20 protein-coding genes, 2 tRNA genes and 1 other RNA gene are annotated in these 18316 nt (G+C 72.2%); 9 read left to right on the plus strand and 14 right to left on the minus strand.

The genetic code is table 11. The features are described from left to right. The first annotated feature begins 3 nt into the window (after positions 1-3). Positions 4-384 (plus strand): globin, encoded by a 381-nt coding sequence (locus NQ707_RS02345; protein WP_129357474.1) that lies wholly within the window; start codon positions 4-6, stop codon positions 382-384. 4 nt (positions 385-388) lie between these two features. Here the strand turns inward: NQ707_RS02345 and NQ707_RS02350 are convergent, their stop codons facing one another. Continuing rightward, complete coding sequence (locus NQ707_RS02350; protein ID WP_061225923.1) at positions 389-1084, minus strand: hypothetical protein; 696 nt, start codon at positions 1082-1084, stop codon at positions 389-391. Positions 1085-1168: 84 nt separating this feature from the next. On the opposite strand from NQ707_RS02350, the gene NQ707_RS02355 reads away from it, so the two are divergent. After that, on the plus strand, positions 1169-2074 hold the full coding sequence (locus NQ707_RS02355; protein ID WP_058730318.1) for an acyl-CoA thioesterase II: 906 nt from the start codon (positions 1169-1171) through the stop codon (positions 2072-2074). A gap of 89 nt (positions 2075-2163) precedes the next feature. Here NQ707_RS02355 and ettA read toward each other — a convergent pair whose 3' ends face one another. The 6 genes from ettA to mptB all read right to left on the minus strand — a co-directional run bounded on the left by ettA (position 2164) and on the right by mptB (position 7653). After that, the gene (gene ettA, locus NQ707_RS02360) at positions 2164-3846 is read right to left on the minus strand and encodes an energy-dependent translational throttle protein EttA (protein WP_058730319.1); all 1683 of its coding nucleotides are present in this window, start codon (positions 3844-3846) and stop codon (positions 2164-2166) included. A gap of 44 nt (positions 3847-3890) precedes the next feature. Continuing rightward, positions 3891-4331, minus strand: coding sequence for a DUF6993 domain-containing protein (locus NQ707_RS02365; RefSeq protein ID WP_404434562.1), 441 nt, complete (start codon positions 4329-4331; stop codon positions 3891-3893). A 117-nt stretch (positions 4332-4448) separates the two neighbouring features. Then, positions 4449-5108, minus strand: a complete 660-nt coding sequence (locus NQ707_RS02370) for a single-stranded DNA-binding protein (RefSeq protein ID WP_058730321.1) — start codon at positions 5106-5108, stop codon at positions 4449-4451. A gap of 263 nt (positions 5109-5371) precedes the next feature. Further along, a complete protein-coding gene (locus NQ707_RS02375) occupies positions 5372-5908 on the minus strand; it encodes a hypothetical protein (RefSeq protein ID WP_058730322.1) in 537 nt (178 codons plus the stop codon). A gap of 49 nt (positions 5909-5957) precedes the next feature. Beyond that, positions 5958-6030, minus strand: a tRNA-Arg gene (locus tag NQ707_RS02380). 93 nt (positions 6031-6123) lie between these two features. After that, a complete protein-coding gene (gene mptB, locus NQ707_RS02385; RefSeq protein ID WP_058730323.1) occupies positions 6124-7653 on the minus strand; it encodes a polyprenol phosphomannose-dependent alpha 1,6 mannosyltransferase MptB in 1530 nt (509 codons plus the stop codon). Between the two features lie 132 nt (positions 7654-7785). Here mptB and orn point away from each other — a divergent pair, with 132 nt between their 5' ends. Both orn and NQ707_RS02395 read left to right on the plus strand, forming a co-directional pair. Next, on the plus strand, positions 7786-8394 hold the full coding sequence (gene orn, locus NQ707_RS02390; RefSeq protein ID WP_081046205.1) for an oligoribonuclease: 609 nt from the start codon (positions 7786-7788) through the stop codon (positions 8392-8394). A 203-nt stretch (positions 8395-8597) separates the two neighbouring features. Beyond that, positions 8598-8670, plus strand: a tRNA-His gene (locus tag NQ707_RS02395). 86 nt (positions 8671-8756) lie between these two features. Here the strand turns inward: NQ707_RS02395 and NQ707_RS02400 are convergent. The 5 genes from NQ707_RS02400 to NQ707_RS02420 form a co-directional block, all read right to left on the minus strand. Next, positions 8757-9356 carry an energy-coupling factor transporter transmembrane protein EcfT gene (locus tag NQ707_RS02400; protein WP_058730324.1) on the minus strand — a complete coding sequence of 200 codons (600 nt, stop codon included), beginning with the start codon at positions 9354-9356 and terminating at the stop codon, positions 8757-8759. After that, positions 9353-10213, minus strand: a complete 861-nt coding sequence (locus NQ707_RS02405) for an energy-coupling factor ABC transporter ATP-binding protein (protein ID WP_081046204.1) — start codon at positions 10211-10213, stop codon at positions 9353-9355. Before NQ707_RS02405 ends, NQ707_RS02400 begins: the two co-directional genes overlap by 4 nt. A 61-nt stretch (positions 10214-10274) precedes the next feature. Continuing rightward, positions 10275-11498 carry an acetyl-CoA C-acyltransferase gene (locus tag NQ707_RS02410; protein ID WP_404434566.1) on the minus strand — a complete coding sequence of 408 codons (1224 nt, stop codon included), beginning with the start codon at positions 11496-11498 and terminating at the stop codon, positions 10275-10277. Next, positions 11491-12834 (minus strand): fatty acid--CoA ligase family protein, encoded by a 1344-nt coding sequence (locus NQ707_RS02415; RefSeq protein ID WP_129357467.1) that lies wholly within the window; start codon positions 12832-12834, stop codon positions 11491-11493. Before NQ707_RS02415 ends, NQ707_RS02410 begins: the two co-directional genes overlap by 8 nt. Next, on the minus strand, positions 12831-13415 hold the full coding sequence (locus NQ707_RS02420) for a biotin transporter BioY (RefSeq protein ID WP_058730328.1): 585 nt from the start codon (positions 13413-13415) through the stop codon (positions 12831-12833). The genes NQ707_RS02415 and NQ707_RS02420 overlap by 4 nt, the downstream gene beginning before the upstream one ends. 207 nt (positions 13416-13622) lie before the next feature. Here NQ707_RS02420 and def point away from each other — a divergent pair, with 207 nt between their 5' ends. Beyond that, positions 13623-14192 carry a peptide deformylase gene (gene def, locus NQ707_RS02425; RefSeq protein ID WP_058730329.1) on the plus strand — a complete coding sequence of 190 codons (570 nt, stop codon included), beginning with the start codon at positions 13623-13625 and terminating at the stop codon, positions 14190-14192. A gap of 18 nt (positions 14193-14210) precedes the next feature. On the opposite strand, the gene NQ707_RS02430 is transcribed toward def, so the two are convergent. Beyond that, entirely contained in the window at positions 14211-14978 is a 768-nt protein-coding gene (locus NQ707_RS02430) for a YaaA family protein (protein ID WP_058730330.1), read from the minus strand. A 27-nt stretch (positions 14979-15005) separates the two neighbouring features. On the opposite strand from NQ707_RS02430, the gene rnpB reads away from it, so the two are divergent. After that, positions 15006-15396, plus strand: an RNA gene (gene rnpB, locus NQ707_RS02435) — RNase P RNA component class A. 65 nt (positions 15397-15461) lie between these two features. Next, positions 15462-15689, plus strand: a complete 228-nt coding sequence (locus NQ707_RS02440; RefSeq protein ID WP_058730331.1) for a hypothetical protein — start codon at positions 15462-15464, stop codon at positions 15687-15689. Between the two features lie 34 nt (positions 15690-15723). On the opposite strand, the gene NQ707_RS02445 is transcribed toward NQ707_RS02440, so the two are convergent. Next, entirely contained in the window at positions 15724-16626 is a 903-nt protein-coding gene (locus NQ707_RS02445) for a Nif3-like dinuclear metal center hexameric protein (protein ID WP_058730332.1), read from the minus strand. A 113-nt stretch (positions 16627-16739) separates the two neighbouring features. On the opposite strand from NQ707_RS02445, the gene msrA reads away from it, so the two are divergent. Further along, positions 16740-17264: a peptide-methionine (S)-S-oxide reductase MsrA gene (gene msrA / locus NQ707_RS02450; RefSeq protein ID WP_058730333.1), complete on the plus strand. Its 525-nt coding sequence runs from the start codon at positions 16740-16742 to the stop codon at positions 17262-17264. 115 nt (positions 17265-17379) lie between these two features. Next, complete coding sequence (gene cysK / locus NQ707_RS02455; RefSeq protein WP_058730334.1) at positions 17380-18315, plus strand: cysteine synthase A; 936 nt, start codon at positions 17380-17382, stop codon at positions 18313-18315. Position 18316: the final 1 nt, after the last annotated feature.

Below are 18316 nucleotides of genomic sequence, written 5' to 3' on the forward strand. Positions count from 1 at the left end.
ATCGTGAGCGCCCCGAGCCTATATGAGCAGATCGGCGGGCACGCGGCCTTCCAGCGGCTCACCCGGGAGTTCTACTCCCGGGTGGCCGCGGACCCGGAGTTCGCCGCGATGTACCCGGAGGAGGACCTGGAGCCGGCCCGGGTGCGCCTGGAGATGTTCCTGGAGCAGTACTTCGGCGGGCCCACCACCTACGGGCAGCTGCGCGGACACCCGCGGCTGCGGATGCGCCACGCCCCCTTCCGCATCGACTCCGCGGCCCGGCAGACCTGGCTGCGATTCATGCGCGAATCCCTGGACACCCTCGAGCTGCCGCAGATGCTGGACGGGCTGATGTGGGACTACTTCCAGCGGGCCGCCGTCGCGATGACGAACACCCCCGGATAGCCGGTCACAGGGAGGCGGCGGGGCGGGCCAGCAGGTGCCCCGCCCGGTTGGACAGGCGCCGCCACGGGCCCTGGGCGTGCACGACGACGTCGCCGCCGCCGAGGAAGCCCAGCGCCTTGGCCCCGAAGGCCGCACCGGCCACGAAGCCGCCGGGCTGCTCCACGGTGCCCCAGATCCGCGAGCGCACGGTGCTCAGCACCGCCGCCCCCGCCTGGGCCGGCAGGGCCTGCTCCACGGCCCGGCTGCCCTGCCGGGCGAGCTCCTCGAGCCGCTGAGCAGAGACCGTGCCGCACTCCTTCCAACCCGAGGTGCCGGGGATCGCCCCGGACCAGGCGGCCCGCACGGTGATCGGGGGCAGGGCCAGCGCCGCCCCGGCCCGGTCCACGCGGGCCATCCGATCCAGCACGGCCGCCGCCTGCACCGTGGCATCGGCTCGGGAGGGTTCGGACAGGTGCACGGCCCGCATGCCCAGGACCGTGGGCACCTGCTCCAAGAGGGTCTCCCCGCTCATCACGGGCACCCACACGGCCAGGACCGAGCCCACGGCCTGCAGGCGCACCGCGGCACCCTCGTCCAGGGCGCGGGCCCGGGAGATCAGAGTGGCCAGGTCCCTGGCCTGCCGGGGATCGGCCAGCCGCAGGACGGGGGCCGTGGACTGCTCGGGGGTGGGCCGGTCAGCGGCGGGGGCGTCGTCGTTCATCCTCCCCACCCTAGTCCGGACCGCCGCGCGGGTGGAGCTGGGCGGTGGGGCTGGGTGACGAGGCGTCGCGGCTACGATGGGCGGATGAGCGAAGTCGATGACTCGGGTGCCCCCGCCGATCCCTCGGAGGCCACCGCGAAGCTGCTGAGCATGTTCCGCCTGGCTCCGGAGGAGCCGCTGCGCACCACGGAGGACGTCTTCGTTGGACGCACCGTGGGACCGGAGACCCCGCGGGTCTACGGCGGGCAGGTGCTGGCCCAGTCCGCGATCGCGGCCAGCCGCACCGTGGCCGAGGACCGGCCGATCCACTCCCTGCACGGGTACTTCCTGCGTCCCGGGGATGTCACCCAGCCCATCACCTTCGGCGTGGAGCGGATGCGCGATGGCCGCTCCTTCTCCGCCCGCCGGATCCACGCCTACCAGGAGGGGCGGGTGATCCTGTCCTGCCTGGCCTCCTTCCAGGTCCCCCAGCCGGGGCTGGAGCATCAGGAGCGGATGCCCGAGGGCGTGCCGGCCCCGGAACAGCTGCCCAGTCCGCGGCAGCTGCTGGCCGACGTCGACGATCCGCGGGCCCGGCGCATCGCCTTCGGGCGTCCCTTCGACCTGCGCTACGTCTCCGAGCCGATCTTCCTGGCCCCCGCCGGGGCCCGGGAGGCCTCCACCGCGGTGTGGTTCCGGACCTTCGGGCGGCTGCCGGATGATCCGGTGATCCACCGGGCCGCGATCGCCTACGCCTCGGACTACACGCCGATCGAGCCGATCCTGCGCCGGCACGGGAAGTCCTGGACCGAACCGGGCCTGGCCGCGGCCACCCTGGATCACGCGATCTGGTGGCATCGGGAGGCCAGGGCCGATGAGTGGCTGCTGTACACCCAGCATTCCCCGAATGCCTCGGGTTCCCGGGGGCTGGCCTGCGGGAGGATCTTCGACCGCACCGGGCGCCTGATCGCCACGACGACGCAGGAGGCGATGATCCGACTGCCGGAGTGAGCCCCCGCCTGGCCTTATCCACCGAAGACGCCGATGGCGCCTGCCCCCGCGTTCTCGGGGACGGGCGCCATCGGCGTGGTCAGGTGCCGCTAGTCGCGGGTCAGGCGGCGGTGGGTGACCCGGTGCGGGCGGGCGGCGTCGGCGCCGAGGCGCTCGACCTTGTTCTCCTCGTAGGACTCGAAGTTGCCCTCGAACCAGTACCACCGGTCCGGGTGCTCCTCGGTGCCCTCCCAGGCGAGGATGTGGGTGGCGACCCGGTCCAGGAACCAGCGGTCGTGGGAGACGACCACGGCGCAGCCCGGGAACTTCAGCAGCGCATCCTCCAGGGAGGAGAGGGTCTCCACGTCCAGGTCGTTGGTGGGCTCATCCAGCAGCAGCAGGTTCCCCCCCTGCTTCAGGGTCAGGGCCAGGTTCAGGCGGTTGCGCTCACCGCCGGAGAGCACCCCGGCCTTCTTCTGCTGGTCCGGGCCCTTGAAGCCGAACGCGGAGACGTAGGCGCGCGAGGGCATCTCCACCTGGCCGACCTTGATGAAGTCCAGCCCGTCGGAGACCACCTCCCACAGGGTCTTCTCCGGGTCGATGTTCTCCCGGTTCTGATCCACGTAGGAGATCTTCACGGACTCCCCGACCTTCAGCTCGCCGCCGTCCAGCGGCTCCAGGCCCACGATGGTCTTGAACAGGGTGGACTTGCCGACGCCGTTGGGGCCGATGACCCCGACGATGCCGTTGCGCGGCAGGGAGAAGGACAGGCCGCTGATCAGGCTGCGCTCGCCGAAGCCCTTCTGCAGGTTCTCCGCTTCGATGACCTGCGAGCCCAGGCGCGGTCCCGGCGGGATCTGGATCTCCTCGAAGTCCAGCTTGCGGGTCTTCTCCGCCTCGGCGGCCATCTCCTCGTAGCGGTTCAGGCGGGCCTTGGACTTGGTCTGGCGCCCCTTGGAGTTGGAGCGGACCCAGTCCAGCTCGTCCTTCAGGCGCTTGGCCATCTTGGCGTCCTTCTTGCCCTGCACCTCCAGGCGCTTCTGCTTGGTGTCCAGGTAGGTGGAGTAGTTGCCCTCGTAGCCGTGCAGGCGGCCGCGCTCCACCTCGCAGATCCACTCGGCCACGTGGTCCAGGAAGTAGCGGTCGTGGGTCACGGCCAGCACCGCACCGGGGTAGGACTGCAGGTGCTGCTCCAGCCACAGCACGGATTCGGCGTCCAGGTGGTTGGTGGGCTCATCCAGCAGCAGCAGGTCCGGCTTCTGCAGCAGCAGCTTGCACAGGGCGACCCGGCGTCGCTCGCCCCCGGAGAGGACCTTCACATCCGCGTCCCCGGGCGGGCAGCGCAGGGCGTCCATCGCCTGCTCCAGCTGGCTGTCCAGGTCCCAGGCGTTCGCGGCGTCGATCTCCTCCTGGAGCTTGCCCATCTCCTCCATCAGGGCGTCGAAGTCTGCGTCCGGGTTCGCCATCTCCTCGGAGATCTCGTTGTACCGGTCCAGCTTGGCCTTGATCTCGCCCACGCCCTCCTGGACGTTGCCCAGGACGGTTTTCTCCTCGTTCAGCGGGGGCTCCTGCAGGAGGATGCCGACGCTGTAGCCGGGGCTCAGCCGGGCCTCGCCGTTGGAGGGGGTGTCCAGCCCGGCCATGATCTTCAGGATCGTGGACTTGCCGGCGCCGTTGGGGCCGACGACGCCGATCTTCGCCCCGGGGTAGAAGGACATCGTGACATCGTCCAGGATGACCTTGTCGCCCACCTTCTTGCGGGCCTTGGACATCGTGTAGATAAATTCAGCCATGCCGTCCAGGCTACTATGCGCGCCAGCGGGCCGAATCGGGTGCCCTAGCCGGCGCGGTGACCGGCGAAGCACCGGCCGTCGGACAGCGCGGGCCCGGTGCTCACGCTCACGGCACCGTCCGGTCGCACGTCGGCCACGAGGCACTGATCCCGGGTCTTCACGGCCGCGTCCACGCTGTCCACGTCCAGCCCGGTGGGGGTGGTGTCCTGTCCGACCTCGACGTCCTGCCCGGACCAGCCGGCCTGCGCGATGCCGGAGCGCACCCGCTCGGCCGTGACCTCCTGGCCCTGCAGCGAACCGGTGAGCACCTCCTGCAGATGCCGGGCATCCTGCTGGAGCGGGTCATCCGAGGACGCCGCTGGAGCGGGGGTCTGCGCAGTCTGCGAGGACCCGGTGTCGGCGTCGGAGCATCCGGTCAGCGCCGTCGTCAGGGCCGTCACGGTGAGGACGGTCAGCACGGCGGCGCTGCGGCGGGTGACGGGCATCGGGGCTCCTGGGCGGGCGGCGTCGGGGACACGGACATTGTGCCACGCCCCGAGGCCTCCCGCCCCGCCCGGTCCTCTCGGACCGCATGGGCCGCATGATCCGCTCGGGTCGGAGCCTCAGCTCATGGCCGCCAGGGCCCCGTCCTCCTCGTCGGCCTCGGACATCCCGGTCGGCTCGGGGCCCGCCGCGCTGTCCGCGCCGGGGTCCTCGTCGGCGTCTCCGGTGGCGGTGCGGCCGGTCTCGGGGGTCGGGTCCGCGGGATCCGCCGGGTCCTCGAGGATCTGCCCGGTCCGGGCATCCACCCACTCCCCGGTCCCCGTCTCCACCTCGGAGGGCAGAGACCCGGCGGAGGCGGGACCGGTGTCCCAGCCGCTGCCGGACTCCCGGGGATCCTGGCGGCGCTCCCCGGGCTGGGGGCCGCTGCTGCGGGCGAAGCTGGCGGTGCCGAAGGCGAGGTCGTGGCCCACGCTGAGGGCCTCGATCTCCACCGTGGAGCGCTTGATGCCGCCGGATTCCCAGGTCTTCACGCGCAGCTTGCCCTGCACGATCACCGGCTGGCCCACCTGCACGGAGGCGGTCACGGTGCCGGCCAGGGCGCGGAAGGCGGTGACGGTGTACCAGTTGGTGTGGCCGTCCTTCCACTCCTTGGCTTGGGCGTCGTACCACCGCGGGGTGGAGGCCAGGCGGAAGGAGGCGACGGCGGTGCCGTTGCCGGGCATGGTCCGGGGGTCGGGCTTGGTGGCGACGAAGCCGCGGACGGTGATCAGGTCGGTCATGGCCGTGTCCTTTCGGGAGGGGCTGGTGCCGGCTCCCGCGGTGCTCGCGGGCGGTCCGGTACCGCTCATCCTGGACCCCTCGGGGTGCGTCCCATCCCCCGCTCCCCCGGATTCGCGGGGCTGCTGTGGATGCCGCCGGGAATCCCGCGGGAGATCCACCGATTCCGGAGCCGAAGGGATCCGGCCGGACGCGCCAGGCGCCGGCGATGACCGAGGGGGATGACCGGCCTCAAGGACGCCGCGCCGCGAAGAAACCGGATGATCTATCGCGTGCTCAGCTCCCGCGCCCAGTCGATGGCCTCCTGCACCAGCTCGTCTGTGAGCCCGGTGACCCGCCGCGGGTCGCGGTGATCCACCCAGGGTGCAGGCACCTCGATGACCCGGTGCGGCTGCGGGACCCGGGTGAGGTGCTCGCGGTCGGCCGGGGAGACGTCGTCGTCGAGCCAGACGAAGGGCCGTCCCGCGGCGACCTCCAGGATCCCGGGGACCTTGGCGGCGTCCACCCGGTCGATGTGGGCGACCGGCCAGGTGGTGGGCAGCCCGAGCTGCGGGGCGATCAGCCGGGGCGCGTCCTCTTCCCAGGTGGTGCCCCAGGCCATCTCGAAGTGGCGCGCCAAGCGCAGCACCCGGTCGCGATCGGCCGGGTCCAGGATCACGGTGAATTCCACGGGCAGGGACTGCGGCACGACGGTGATGCGGCGCAGCCCGCGGCGTTCGGCGAGGTCCGCGGAGACGAAGTGGTTCAGGACCCCGTCCACGTCGAGGAAGGCGAGGGGCCGGGCTGCCGCGGAAGCGCTCATGGCTGGAACCTCCTGCCCCGTCATGCGAACGGCCCGACCGCTGATCCGGTGCCCCAGGAGGGAGTCGAACCCCCGACCAAGAGATTAGAAGGCTCCTGCTCTATCCACTGAGCTACTGAGGCGCGTCCGCCGCGACGGCGGACTCCCCCACCATACCGCGGGTCCCGCCGCCCCGCATGCCGCCCGACCTCGGCCCTGTCCGGTGCCGGCCGGTGTCAGACGACGGCCGCGCCGCGGTGTCGGCGTCGGAAGACTCGCCGGGTGGAGGGGTCCAGGAACATCAGGTACACCGCGTAGACCAGGGCGACGACGATCGCCACGAGCCGCCCCATGTTCAGGTCCAGATCCAGGTAGGGGAACACGTCCAGCTGATCGGAGACGGCCCAGAGCATGAAGAACAGGGTGGTCAGGAAGTAGAAGTCCACGTGCCAGTCCGCCCGGATCCCGGTGGCCGCGAAGAAGGGGATCAGCCAGACCACGTACCAGGCCTGGATCATCGGGTTGAACATCACCACGAAGGCCAGGGCCAGGGTGAGGCGGCGGATGATCGTCTGATCCCGCCCGATCAGCGCCATGATGCCCGCCCCGAGCATGCCGAGCAGCTGCCCGATCTTCTGGATCGCGGACTGCACGTCCCCGCCGGGCCCACCCCACGAGTCCACGAGCACCTTGCCGAGGAAGCTCAGCGCCCCGATGGGCGCGTACCAGATCCACACCCCGCCGGTGGTCTTCAGGCCGTTGATCCAGTCGAAGCCGAACCCGTTCATCCGGCCCATGATCCACAGCTGCGCCAGGCACACCGCGAGGGTGAGAACCCAGAACAGGATCCGCCGCGGCCAGGAGGCGCCGCGCCCGGCCCACAGCAGGCCGATGAACGGCAGGGTGATGATCGCGATCGGCTTCACGGCGATGGCCAGGGTCACCAGGGTGATCCCCCCGATCCCGCCCGCCGTGGTGCGCCATCGGGCGCTGACCCACACCCCGGCCATCATCAGCCCGATCATCAGGGCGTCGTTGTGCGCGGAGATCACGAAGTGCACCAGGAACATGGGATTGGCCAGGCACAGCCAGCAGGCGCGCACCGGGTTGATCCCGTGCATCCGGGCCAGCTTGGGCAGGAAGATCGCGATCAGGGCGACCCCGATCAGGGCCACCAGCCTGAAGAGGTAGAAGGCGACGTCGGGCGAGGTTCCGGCCACCCGCACGACGAGGCCCTCGATCCACAGGAAGACCGCGCCGTAGGGCGGCGGGGACTGGCTCCACAGCGGGTCCGCCCCGGACTGGAAGAAGTTGTTGACCGAGGAGACCCCGGATTCGTACGGGTTCAGCCCGGACTCGTAGACCCGGCCCTGGGCGTAGTAGGAGTACACGTCCCGGCTGAACAGCGGGAAGGAGAACAGCATCGGGGTGACCCAGCACAGGATCGCCAGGGTCACCCACTTCTTCGCCGGGCGCCCCCAGTGGTCGATCTTCTGGCTCAGCCGCAGCCACTCGCGGGTCAGGGCCATCGCCCCGAGGGCGGTCATCACGATGCAGGCGACCACCGCGCCGTCGGTGTAGCGCAGCGCGATGATCACGGGGTCCTGGCGCAGCCGGGAGATGGGGGCCAGCCAGCCGATGCCGAAGGAGCCGACCATCATCAGCAGGGAGCCGATCGTGCCGATGACGATGGTGCGCATCGGGCTGCGCTGCACGAAGCGCGGCTCGGTTCTGGTCCGGGCTGCGGACGCGACGCTCTGGCTCACGTGCTCCCCTGGGTCGGTCTTGCTGGTGCGGTCGGTGCTGGTGCGGGAAAGATGCTCCCGCCCACTGTACCGATCCCCCGGCCTGCTCCGGTGTGTGGCGCCGTCGGGGTGGCGGGGCGATAGATTGGAGGGGTGTCTAAGAATCATGAGCGCATTGTGTGGATCGACTGCGAGATGACCGGCCTGGACCTGGAGAGGGACGCGCTGATCGAGGTCGCGGTGCTGATCACCGACGCGGAGCTGAACATCCTGGATGAGGGTCTGGACGTGCTGATCGCCCCTCCGGAGGGCGCCCTGGAGCAGATGGGCGACTTCGTGCGGCAGATGCACACCACCTCGGGACTGCTGGAGGAGCTGCCCGACGGGCTGAGCATGGCCGAGGCCACCCGGCAGGTGATGGAGCACGTCCGCCGCTACGTCCCGGAGCCCGGCAAGGCGCAACTGGGCGGGAACTCGGTGGGCACGGACAAGACCTTCCTGGCCCGGGACATGCCGGAGCTGATCGAGCACCTGCACTACCGGATCATCGACGTCTCCACGATCAAGGAGCTGGCCCGCCGGTGGTACCCGCGGGCCTACTACCAGGCGCCGGCCAAGACCGGGAACCACCGGGCCCTGGGCGACATCCGGGATTCGATCCAGGAGCTGCGCTACTACCGCGAGGCCGTGTTCGTCCCCCAGCCGGGCCCGGACTCCGAGACCGCGAAGGCGATCTCCACCCGGGTGAGCGAGGCCGACTGAATCCCGGCGTCTGCTGAGCACGACGCCGTCCGGGTACGGTGCCGTTCGAGCGCGCCTCCGACTGAGCCGCGTGCCGCTGTGCGCGGTCTCACGCCCGCCGCGGGCCGTGCTGATTCGCCGACGACGGGCGGGCTCGTGTAGTCTCTTGGATGTTGCCCAGCGGGCCGGAGCGATCCGGAACCCTCCGGGCAGCGATCTTGATGGTGGTCGTAGCTCAGTTGGCAGAGCGCCTGGTTGTGGTCCAGGAGGTCGCGGGTTCAACCCCCGTCGATCACCCCGAAGACAAGGCCCGGATCCTCACGGATCCGGGCCTTCGTCGTCCCCCGCCGCAGGTCTGCTCTCCGTGCCTGCTCGGCACCGACTCAGTCGGCGGCGCCGCGGGCCTGCAGAGCGTCCCCGACGTCGTCGGCGTGGCGCAGGGTCAGCACCAGCACCGGCATGACCCACACCCACGGGGCCAGCCGAACACCCCGGCTGCGCTGGGCCTGGCGCACCTGAGTGACGATCCCGGCGACCTGCCCGATGGAGGTGATCGCCAGCGCCATCGCCAGGCCGACCGCCGTCGGGCTCAGGCCCACCCGGCGCAGCGGACGCAGGCAGGTCTGGGCCACCTCCACCATCTCCTGCACCCGGGTGGTGCGGGTGAGCACCTGCGCCAGCAGCACCACCGTCAGCACCCGGGCCGTATTGCACACCGCGGCCAGGGGCGGGGAGAAGATCAGCTGGGTCCCCACCAGGAAGATCACCAGCACCAGCATCGCCCGCAGGTCCCGCGCCATGATCCGCGCGCTCAGGCCCGCCGCGGCGTAGGCGAGGGCGGGCAGCAGGAAGGCCGCGGCGGCCAGACCCCACGAGTTCGGCAGCAGGGAGAGCACGATGGCGCCGAGGGCGAGGACCAGCAGCTTCAGCCAGGCCGGGGCGCGGTGGATCGGACTGGTACCGGGCAGGTAGAGGCTGATCATCGGCCCGGTTCCTCGAGGCTTCGGTGGTAGCGGGCGATGACCTCGTCCGGCGGCCCCTGGGCCTGAAGCTTCCCGTCGCGGATCAGCACGGCCTCATCGCAGCGAGCGGCCAGGTCCATGTCGTGGGTGACCAGCAGGACCTGGCGGGCGGCCGGGGCCAGCAGCCGGTCGGCGATGATCCGGCGGTGCCGGGCGTCCAGCATGCTCGTGGGCTCGTCCGCGATCACCAGGTCCGGGCCGCCCACCAGCACCGAGCACAGGGCCAGCCGCTGCATCTGCCCGCTGGAGAGGGACTGGCAGGCCCGATCGGCCAGGTCGCTCAGCCCGTGCTCGGCCAGTGCCGCATCCACGGTCTGCCGGATCTGCCCGGTGGTGAGATCCCGGCCGCGCAGGGTCAGGGCCACGTCCTCGCGCACCACGGGCATGATGGCCTGCGCGCCGGGATTGGCGAAGACGAAGCCGACGCACCGACGCAGCCGGCGGCGGTCGGCGACGGCGTCGATGCCGTGCACGGTGACGCTGCCCGCGGCAGGATCCATCAGCCCCGCGATGACGCGCACCAGGGTGGACTTGCCCGATCCGTTCTCCCCGATGACCGCGGTGCGCGCGGCCCCGAGCGTGCAGGTGAGCCCCTGCAGCAGCACCGACTCCCCCTCGGGTCCGTCCGCGGTGACGGTGAGGTCTCGCACCCGGATCACCGGGGGCTGGCCCTCCTCGGGGCGCGCCTGCCCGGATCGCGGGGCGGTGGCCTCCGGTGCCTCCGGGTTCGGTCCGAGCGGTGCGCCGGTTTCCGGGGCGGGGGCAGTCCCACGGGTTGGGTGCCGGTCGGCCCGGCGGCGGCGCAGGAACCTGCTCATCAGGGCTCTCCTCTTCGGGTCATCAGGGGTCTTCTGCCGGGTAGTGCGGGACCGGTGCCGCTCAGTCGCCGCGCTGCAGCAGGACCGCGGCGGCCATCCCGCCGCCGATGGCGCAGGCCGCCGCTCCGAGCGTACCGGGAGGGCAGGCCAGCAGCCGGTGATGCAGCCGCACGAGCACGGCCGCCCCGGAGGCTCCCCACGGGTGCCCGAGGGCCAGCGCTCCCCCGGCGGCGTTGACCCGAGGATCGATCCGCTCCCCGTCGGCCAGGTCGAGATCGTCCAGGGTGGCCAGGACCTGGGCGGAGAAGGCCTCGACGATCTCCAGGGCGCCGAGCCGATCCAGCCCGATCCCTGCCCGGCGCAGCAGCCGCCGCAGGGCGCCGGTGGGTGCCGCCCCCGGCAGGGCCGGGTCCCCTCCGGCCAGGATGCCGGCCCGCACCAGGGTGTGCGGGCGCGCGGGCTGCCCGTCGACGCCGCGCGGGGCGGGGCCCAGCAGTAGCGCGGCCGCGCCGTCGGCGATGCGCGCGGTGTTCCCCGGGGTCACCGATTCGAACCCGGGCCGAGGCTCACCCGTGATCCCGGTCTCCGGCAGGGAGTCGGTATGTCGCGGCGAGGCGCCCCCGGAGGGCGTTCCGGGCTCCGCCGCCTCCGGGACGAGCGGGGCGAAGCGGGCCAGCAACCGGGCGGTCACCGCGCGGGGGCCGTCATCGGCGATGCCGCTGCCGTCGAGACGCTCGGCGGCCAGCAGGTCCGCGTGCTCCAGGGCCAGGCGGTGGCTGCGCTCGGCCAGGGCGTCCTGCCGCTGGCGGGTGATGCCCCGGACACGGGCCAGGTCCTCGGCGGCGTGCACCAGGTCAGGGTCCGGGAAGCCGCGCGGAACCATGGGCGCCTGGCGGTAGGCCACGCCGTCGATCCGGCGCTCCGGGGCGGTGGAGGGGCTCTCCACCCCGCCGGCGGCGATCAGTCCGCCGTCCAGACGGATGCGGTCCGCGGCCTGCTGCACCGCGAGCATCCCGGAGCCGCACTGGGCGTCCACGGACCAGCCGGGGCAGTCCAGACCGAATCCCGCGGCCAGGGCGGCCCGCCGCCCGACGTTCCCACCGGGACCGGTGCAGCTGCCGAGGATCACACCGTCCACCGCCCTCTCCGGCGAGGAGATGCCGGCCGCCGCGGTGAGGCCGGCGAGCAACGGGCCGGCCAGCTGGTCATCGGTGCGTCCGGCTTGGGCGCGGGAGCGCCCGGTGAAGGCGCTGCGGCCCGCAGCGAGCACGGCGACCTCAGGCATGGCCGGCCTCCTCTGCCCGTGATACTTCAACCTCTGGTTGAAGTGAAAGCGAATCATCTGAACCTTCACCTCCGCTTGAACCCTGCGACGGCGTCCAGGGCGGCAGGTCCGCCACCTCGGCCGGGCGCAGCCGCCGGGGTTTGCCACTGGGTGTGCGCGGCAGGGCTGCCGTGAACAGCCACCGGCGGGGGCGCTGGGCGGGATCCAGCCTGCGAGCGCACCACGCGCGCAGCTTCCGCCGGAGTCGCCGTTCGCTCAGCTCCGAAGCTGCCGAGCTCGGCTGGATGCAGGCGGCCACCAGCTGACCCAGCCGCGGGTGCGGCGCTCCGTAGACGAGAGCCCGGTCCACCAGGGGCGAGGCGAGCAGGACGGCCTCCACGGCCTCCGGGGTGACGGTGGCCCCGGCGGTGAGGATGGCCTGATCCTCCCGGCCGCACAGAGCCAGCACGCCGTCCTCGGACAGCCTCGCCCGGTCCCCGACGCTCAGCCAGACACCGTCCTCGGATTCCTCCCGGCGCAGGGTCGAGACGCCGCCGATCAGCTGGCGGGCCGCCTGCTCCGTGCGCACCCACAGCACCCCGCGGCGCACGCGCAGCCGGACGTCGGGGAAGGCCCGCAGACCCGAGCCGTCGTCCACGGCCACCAGGGAGAGCTCGGCCGCACCGTAGTAGCCGAGCACGGCGATGCCCCGCCGCTCGGCTTCCGCCCGCAGCGCGGGGTCCACCCGATCCCCGCCGATCACCGCGACCCGCAGCCGGTGGGAGAACGCACCCTGGGCGTCGAGCAGATCCAGGACCTCGCGCAGGTGCCACGGGGTGCCGTGCAGCAGATCCGCACCCGCGAGATCCTCGGCGGTGATGCGGACTCCGCGCGGCACGCGCAGGCGCATCCCGGAGTGGGCCGCGTGCACCGCGGCGAAGGGACCCATGGAGGAGACGGGATGCACGGGCAGCAGCAGGGTGCGACCGGCGGTCGTGGACCATCCGGCCACCCGGGCGATCAGCCGATCCAGCCCCGGGTAGGCGATCTCCCAGGAGGCCGGGGTGCGCAGCAGGATCTTCGGCGTCCCGGTGGAGCCGGAGGTGCACGCGGCCCAGCCGATGCCCTCCTTCGGGGATGCGGCGGCCGCGCGCTCCAGGATCTGCGCCCGCCGCTGTGGTGACCACCGCTCGTCGCCGATCAGCGGGATGCCGCCGTCGGCCCGCAGGCGCAGGGCCCGCTCGAGCACCTCGGCGTGATCCGCGCCGGTGATCAGGGTGATGCCGGAGGCGGTGGATTCCAGGTGCAGGCTCCCCCGCTCTCCCTCCCGCTGCGGCGCAGGATGGGTGGGCGTCATCGCAGGAACGCGCGCGGGTAGGCCTTCCACAGGCCCGTGGTGATCAGGGTGGTCAGCACCGCCTTGATGATGTCCCCGGGGAGGAAGGCGAAGGAGGCGTAGAGGGATTCGCGCAGGCCGATGCCCAGCCGCCAGGCCTGCACGGGCACCCCGAAGAGGTAGATCACCGCGATGCCGCCGATGAGGCTGGCCAGCAGCACCCGGATCCAGCTGGGCCTGCCGGCGCGGGGCAGGGCGATCAGCCCGACGACGAAGGCCCCCGCGATGTAGCCGATGAGGTACCCGCCGGAGACCCCGGCGAAGACGCCGATACCCCCGCGCCCGCCGGACAGCAGCGGCAGCCCGACGATCACGAGCAGCTCGAACAGCGTCACCGAAGCCGCGCCCCACACCGGTCCGAGCACCGCCCCGGCGAGCATCACGCCGAGGGTCTGGGCGGTGATGGGCACGGGGATGCCGGGCACCGGGATCGGGGCCATCAGACCGAGCACGGCGATGAGGGCGGCGAAGACGGCCACGCGGGCGATGATGTGCGCCGGAGAGAGGGTGCTGCGGCGCCGGGGCGCTGCGGGCTGGCTCATGGGGAGTCCTCCTGGAGTCCTGGCCGGGGGAAGCAACGATTGAACACCGTTCAACATAGCCCCTCCCCTGGTTGGAAGCACCTCCGGAAGGATCGGTGTGACGCAGCCGATACCCCGGGGCGGCCCGGCGGGTGGCAGCCCGCGCTGGGTTAGCCTGGTGGGATCGCACGCCCGTGCATCCGCCGTCGTCCCCTCAGGAGCGCCATCGTGACCATCCTGCCCATCGTCATCACCGGGGAGCCGGTGCTGCACCGACCCACCCGGCCCGTCACCGACTTCGGCCCGGACTTCCAGCGGCTGATCGAGGACATGTACGAGACGATGGACGCCGCCCACGGCGTCGGGCTGGCCGCGACCCAGGTGGGGTCGGGTCTGCGCGTGTTCGTCTACGAGTACGCCAACGACGACGCCGCGGACCGCGGCGTGATCGTGAACCCGCGGCTGAGCCTGGGGAAGATCTCCCAGGAGGACCCGGACCCCGAGGAGGAGTCCGAGGGGTGCCTGTCCGTGCCGGGACTGTCCTTCCCGCTGAAGCGGGCCGAGTGGGTGCGCGTGTCGGGTCAGGACGCCCAGGGCGCCCCGCTGGAGTTCGAGGCCCACGGCTGGTTCGCCCGGGTCATGCAGCACGAGACCCAGCACCTGGACGGGCAGCTGTACGTGGACCACCTGAACCGCCGCTGGTCCGCGAAGGCGCGCAAGGCCATCAAGCGCGAGGGCTGGGGCGTGCCCGGCAACACCTGGATGCCCGGCGTCGACGAGGATCCGTTCGGGCACTGACCATCCCCGGCGGACCCGCTAGCCGGCGGCGGGCACGATGACGCTCAGCTGCGCGGTGCCCCGGGTGTCCCGGGACAGCTCCACCCGGTGCTCCCGAGCGAGCAGGTCCGCCAGGGCCTCGGCGTCGGTGGGGTCCTGCCCGGAGAGCAGCAGGCTGCGGGTGATCAGGCCCCGGTAGTGCTTGGCCATGTGGGAGACGACCTTCCGGGTGCCGTCGGGACTCTCACGCTCAGCACGGATCAGCACGGTCTGCTCCGCCGGGGCGGGCCAGGCCGCCTGGTAGCCGCCGGAGCGGCAGTCGATGATCAGCTCATCCGCAGCCCGCGCCTCCAGGACCGGGCTCAGTTCCCCCTTCCACCAGGCGGCCAGGCTCCCCTTCGGGGCGATCTTCGCGCCCATGGACAGCCGGTAGGCGGGGATCCGGTCGGTCGCGGCGATCGCGCCCCACAGGGCCGAGGCGATGACGACGTCGCGCCCCGCCCGCTCCCGGGCGGCCGGGGTCAGGCTCGCGGCGTCCAGGGCGTCGTAGAGCACCCCGGTGTAGACCTGCAGGGCGGGCCCGGCCGGCAGCTCGCGCAGGTGCCGGTTGCGTTCGACCTCGGCGGCCAGGGAGGGCCCGACCTTCAGCAGCTGCCCGGCATCCTCCCGGGCGCTGACCTCCTCGAGTCGGGTCAGGAGGGTCTCGCGGGCCTCGGTGAGCTCGGGGAAGCTCAGGGCCCCGAGGTCCACGGGATCGCCGTCGGCGGGCTGGGTCTTGGTCTCGGAGGGCGGCAGCAGGATGAGCATGGGCCCCAGTGTAGAGTGGCCCCCGGACGGGTCGGCCAGACGATCGCGCGGCCCACGCTTCGTGGGTCTCGAGGAAAGTCCGGGCTCCGCAGGGCAGGATGGTGGATAACGTCCACTCGGGGCAACCCGCAGGCCAGTGCCACAGAGAACAGACCACCCGCCGTGCCGCGTGCAGCGGTCACGGCGGGCCAGGGTGAAAAGGCGGTGTAAGAGACCACCGGGCGCCTGGTGACAGGTGCCGCAGGGTAAACCCCATCCGGAGCAAGGCCAGACAGGATGCGTTCGAGGGCTGCCCGCCCGAGCATCCGGGTAGGCCGCTCGAGCCGCGGAGCGATCCGCGGCCTAGATGGATGATCGTCGCCGTGCGGCGGGTGACCGCCGCGCGGAACAGAACCCGGCTCATCGGCCGACCCGTCCACCGCTCCCTTCTCCTGCCGTGTACGCTCACAGGTGAGACACGACACAGCCAGACGAGGAGACCCCATGCACCACCACCGCGACGCCGAGCACCGATTCCCGGAGGACGACGCCGAGCAGCCGATCACCAGCCCCGGACCGGACACGGACCCGGAGGGCACCGAGCACGAGGTGAGCCCGGGGCCCGACAGCGACCCCGAGGGCACCGAGCACGAGCCCGGCATGGGCGCGGACAGCAACCGGGAGGCCACCGACTCCGAGCCCAGCCCCGGGCCGGATCTCGGCCAGCGCTGACCGATCCCCCGCCCCAGACCGCCCCGGAGCAGCCTCAGTACCGGGCAGCCTCGGCGTTCGTGGAGGCCGAGCCCGGGTGCCGCTCGGGGCGCACCGCGAAATCCCACGGATCGGTGTTCAGCTCGCTGAGCAGCATCTGCACCGCGAAGCCCTCCCGCGCCAGCTCCGCCTCCAGGGCCCGGGCGCCCTCGGTGAGCCACAGCTGCTCGGAGGCGAAGTGCGAGCAGTCGATCAGGTAGGGCCGGCCCCCGCTCAGCAGGGCCCGCTCGCGCGCCTCCGAGGCCGGGTGGTGGCGCAGGTCTGCGGTCACGTACACGTCCGCGTCCACGGCGCGCACGGCGTCGAACAGGGAATCCCCGGCCCCTCCGCACACGGCGACCCGCCGCACCAGCCCCTCCCGGGGCCCGGCCACCCGCACCCCGCCGGCCGTCGGGCGCATCGCCGAGGCCAGCCGCTGGGCCAGCGCCTCCAGGGTCACCGGCTCCGCCAGCTCCCCCACGCGCCCGATGCCGGTGCTGCCCCGCTCGGCGTCGGTCGGGTCCAGGGGCCGGGCGGCCTTCACCCCGCAGGCGCGGGTCAGCGCATCCGAGACCCCGCCGTCGTAGGAGTCCGCGTTGGTGTGCGAAGCCAGCAGCCCGATGCCGTGCTCCACCAGCTCGTGCACCACCGCGCCCTTGTCCGTGTCCGCGGGCAGGAAGTGCGCCCCGCGCAGCAGCAGCGGGTGGTGGGTCAGCAGCAGCTGCGCGTCCCGGCGCACGGCCTCGGCGGCCACGGCCTGGACCGGGTCCACCGCCCAGAGGATGCGCCGCACCGGCGCGTCCGGGCGCCCGCACACCAGGCCGCTGGCGTCCCAGGACTCGGCCAGCTCCCGTGGCCACAGCCGGTGGGCGGCGGCGACGACGTCGGACAGGTGCGCGGTGGTGCCGGTGGTGCTCATGCCCGCCAGTCTAGGAGACCCGGTCGAGGAACCCGCGGCCCGGGCGGCGCCGCCTTCCCCCGCCAGCGAACCCCGCTGTCCTCCGACTGCCGGCCGGGTCCAGGATGGAGGACATGCGCGAACTGACTCTCGCGGCGGGGTGCTTCTGGTGCCTGGACGCCGTCTACCAGCGGACCCGCGGCGTGGAATCCTCCATCGCCGGATACACCGGGGGCGCCACCGAGCACCCCACCTACCGCGAGGTGTGCACCGGGCGGACCGGGCACGCCGAGGCCATCCGGGTGCGCTTCGACGAGGACGAGGTGCCCGCCGACGTCATCATGGACATGTTCTTCACGACCCACGACCCCACCAGCCTGAACCGGCAGGGCTACGACGTCGGCACCCAGTACCGCTCCGCGGTGTTCTACCGGGACGAGGAGGAGAAGCGGTTCTTCCAGGAGCAGATCGCCCGCGCCCAGCGGCTCTACGACCGCCCGATCGTCACCACCGTCGAACCACTGGGGACCTTCTGGGAGGCCGAGGCCGTGCACCAGGACTTCCAGCGCACCAACCCCGCCAACGGCTACTGCCAGGCGATCATCGACCCCAAGCTGGCGAAGGCCCGGGAATATTACCGCCCGTGGCTCGTTTCTTAAGCCAGGAAACGCCGCGTGGCTACGGTGGTCACGCATCCCACCCGGCCCGCTGCCCGAATCGTCCCCGCCGGGGACGACCAGCGGCCCCGGGCGCCACGACCCCAGGAAGGCTGACATGGCTAAGATCCTCGACAACGTCACCGAAGCGATCGGCGACACCCCGCTCGTGCGGCTGAACCAGCTGGACAAGGACCTGCCCGGCAACGTCGCCGTCAAGCTCGAGTTCTACAACCCCGCCAACTCCGTGAAGGACCGCATCGGCAAGGCGATCATCGACGCCGCGGAGGCCTCCGGGCAGCTCAAGCCCGGCGGCACCATCGTGGAGGGCACCTCCGGGAACACCGGCATCGCCCTGGCCATGGTCGGCGCGGCCCGCGGGTACCACGTCATCCTCACCATGCCGGAGACCATGTCCACCGAGCGCCGCGTGATGCTGCGGGCCTACGGCGCGAAGATCGTGCTGACCCCCGGTGCGGAGGGCATGCGCGGGGCCGTGGACAAGGCCGCCGAGATCGTGGAGAACACCGAGAACGCCGTGCTGGCCCGCCAGTTCGAGAACGAGGCCAACCCCAAGATCCACTACGAGACCACCGGCCGGGAGATCTGGGAGGCCACCGACGGCGCCGTGGACGTGTTCGTGGCCGGCGTCGGCACCGGCGGCACCGTCTCCGGCGTCGGCAAGTACCTCAAGGAGCGCAAGCCCGAGGTCAAGGTCATCGCGGTGGAGCCCTCCGACTCCCCGCTGCTCACCGAGGGCAAGGCCGGCCCCCACAAGATCCAGGGCCTGGGCGCCAACTTCGTCCCGGACACCCTGGACCGGGAGATCTACGACGCCGTCGCCGACGTCACCCTCGAGGACTCCGTGCGCGTCGCCCGCGAGCTGGGCGCCAAGGAGGGCATCCTCGGCGGGATCTCCTCCGGGTCCATCGTGTGGGCCGCACTGGAGGAGGCCAAGAAGTCCGAGAACGAGGGCAAGCTGATCGTCGCCGTCGTCACCGACTTCGGCGAGCGCTACGTCTCCACCGTCCTGTACGAAGACATCCGCGCCTGAT

The organism is Rothia sp. BD8, from assembly GCF_044878465.1.
GTDB lineage: Bacteria > Actinomycetota > Actinomycetes > Actinomycetales > Micrococcaceae > Rothia > Rothia kristinae.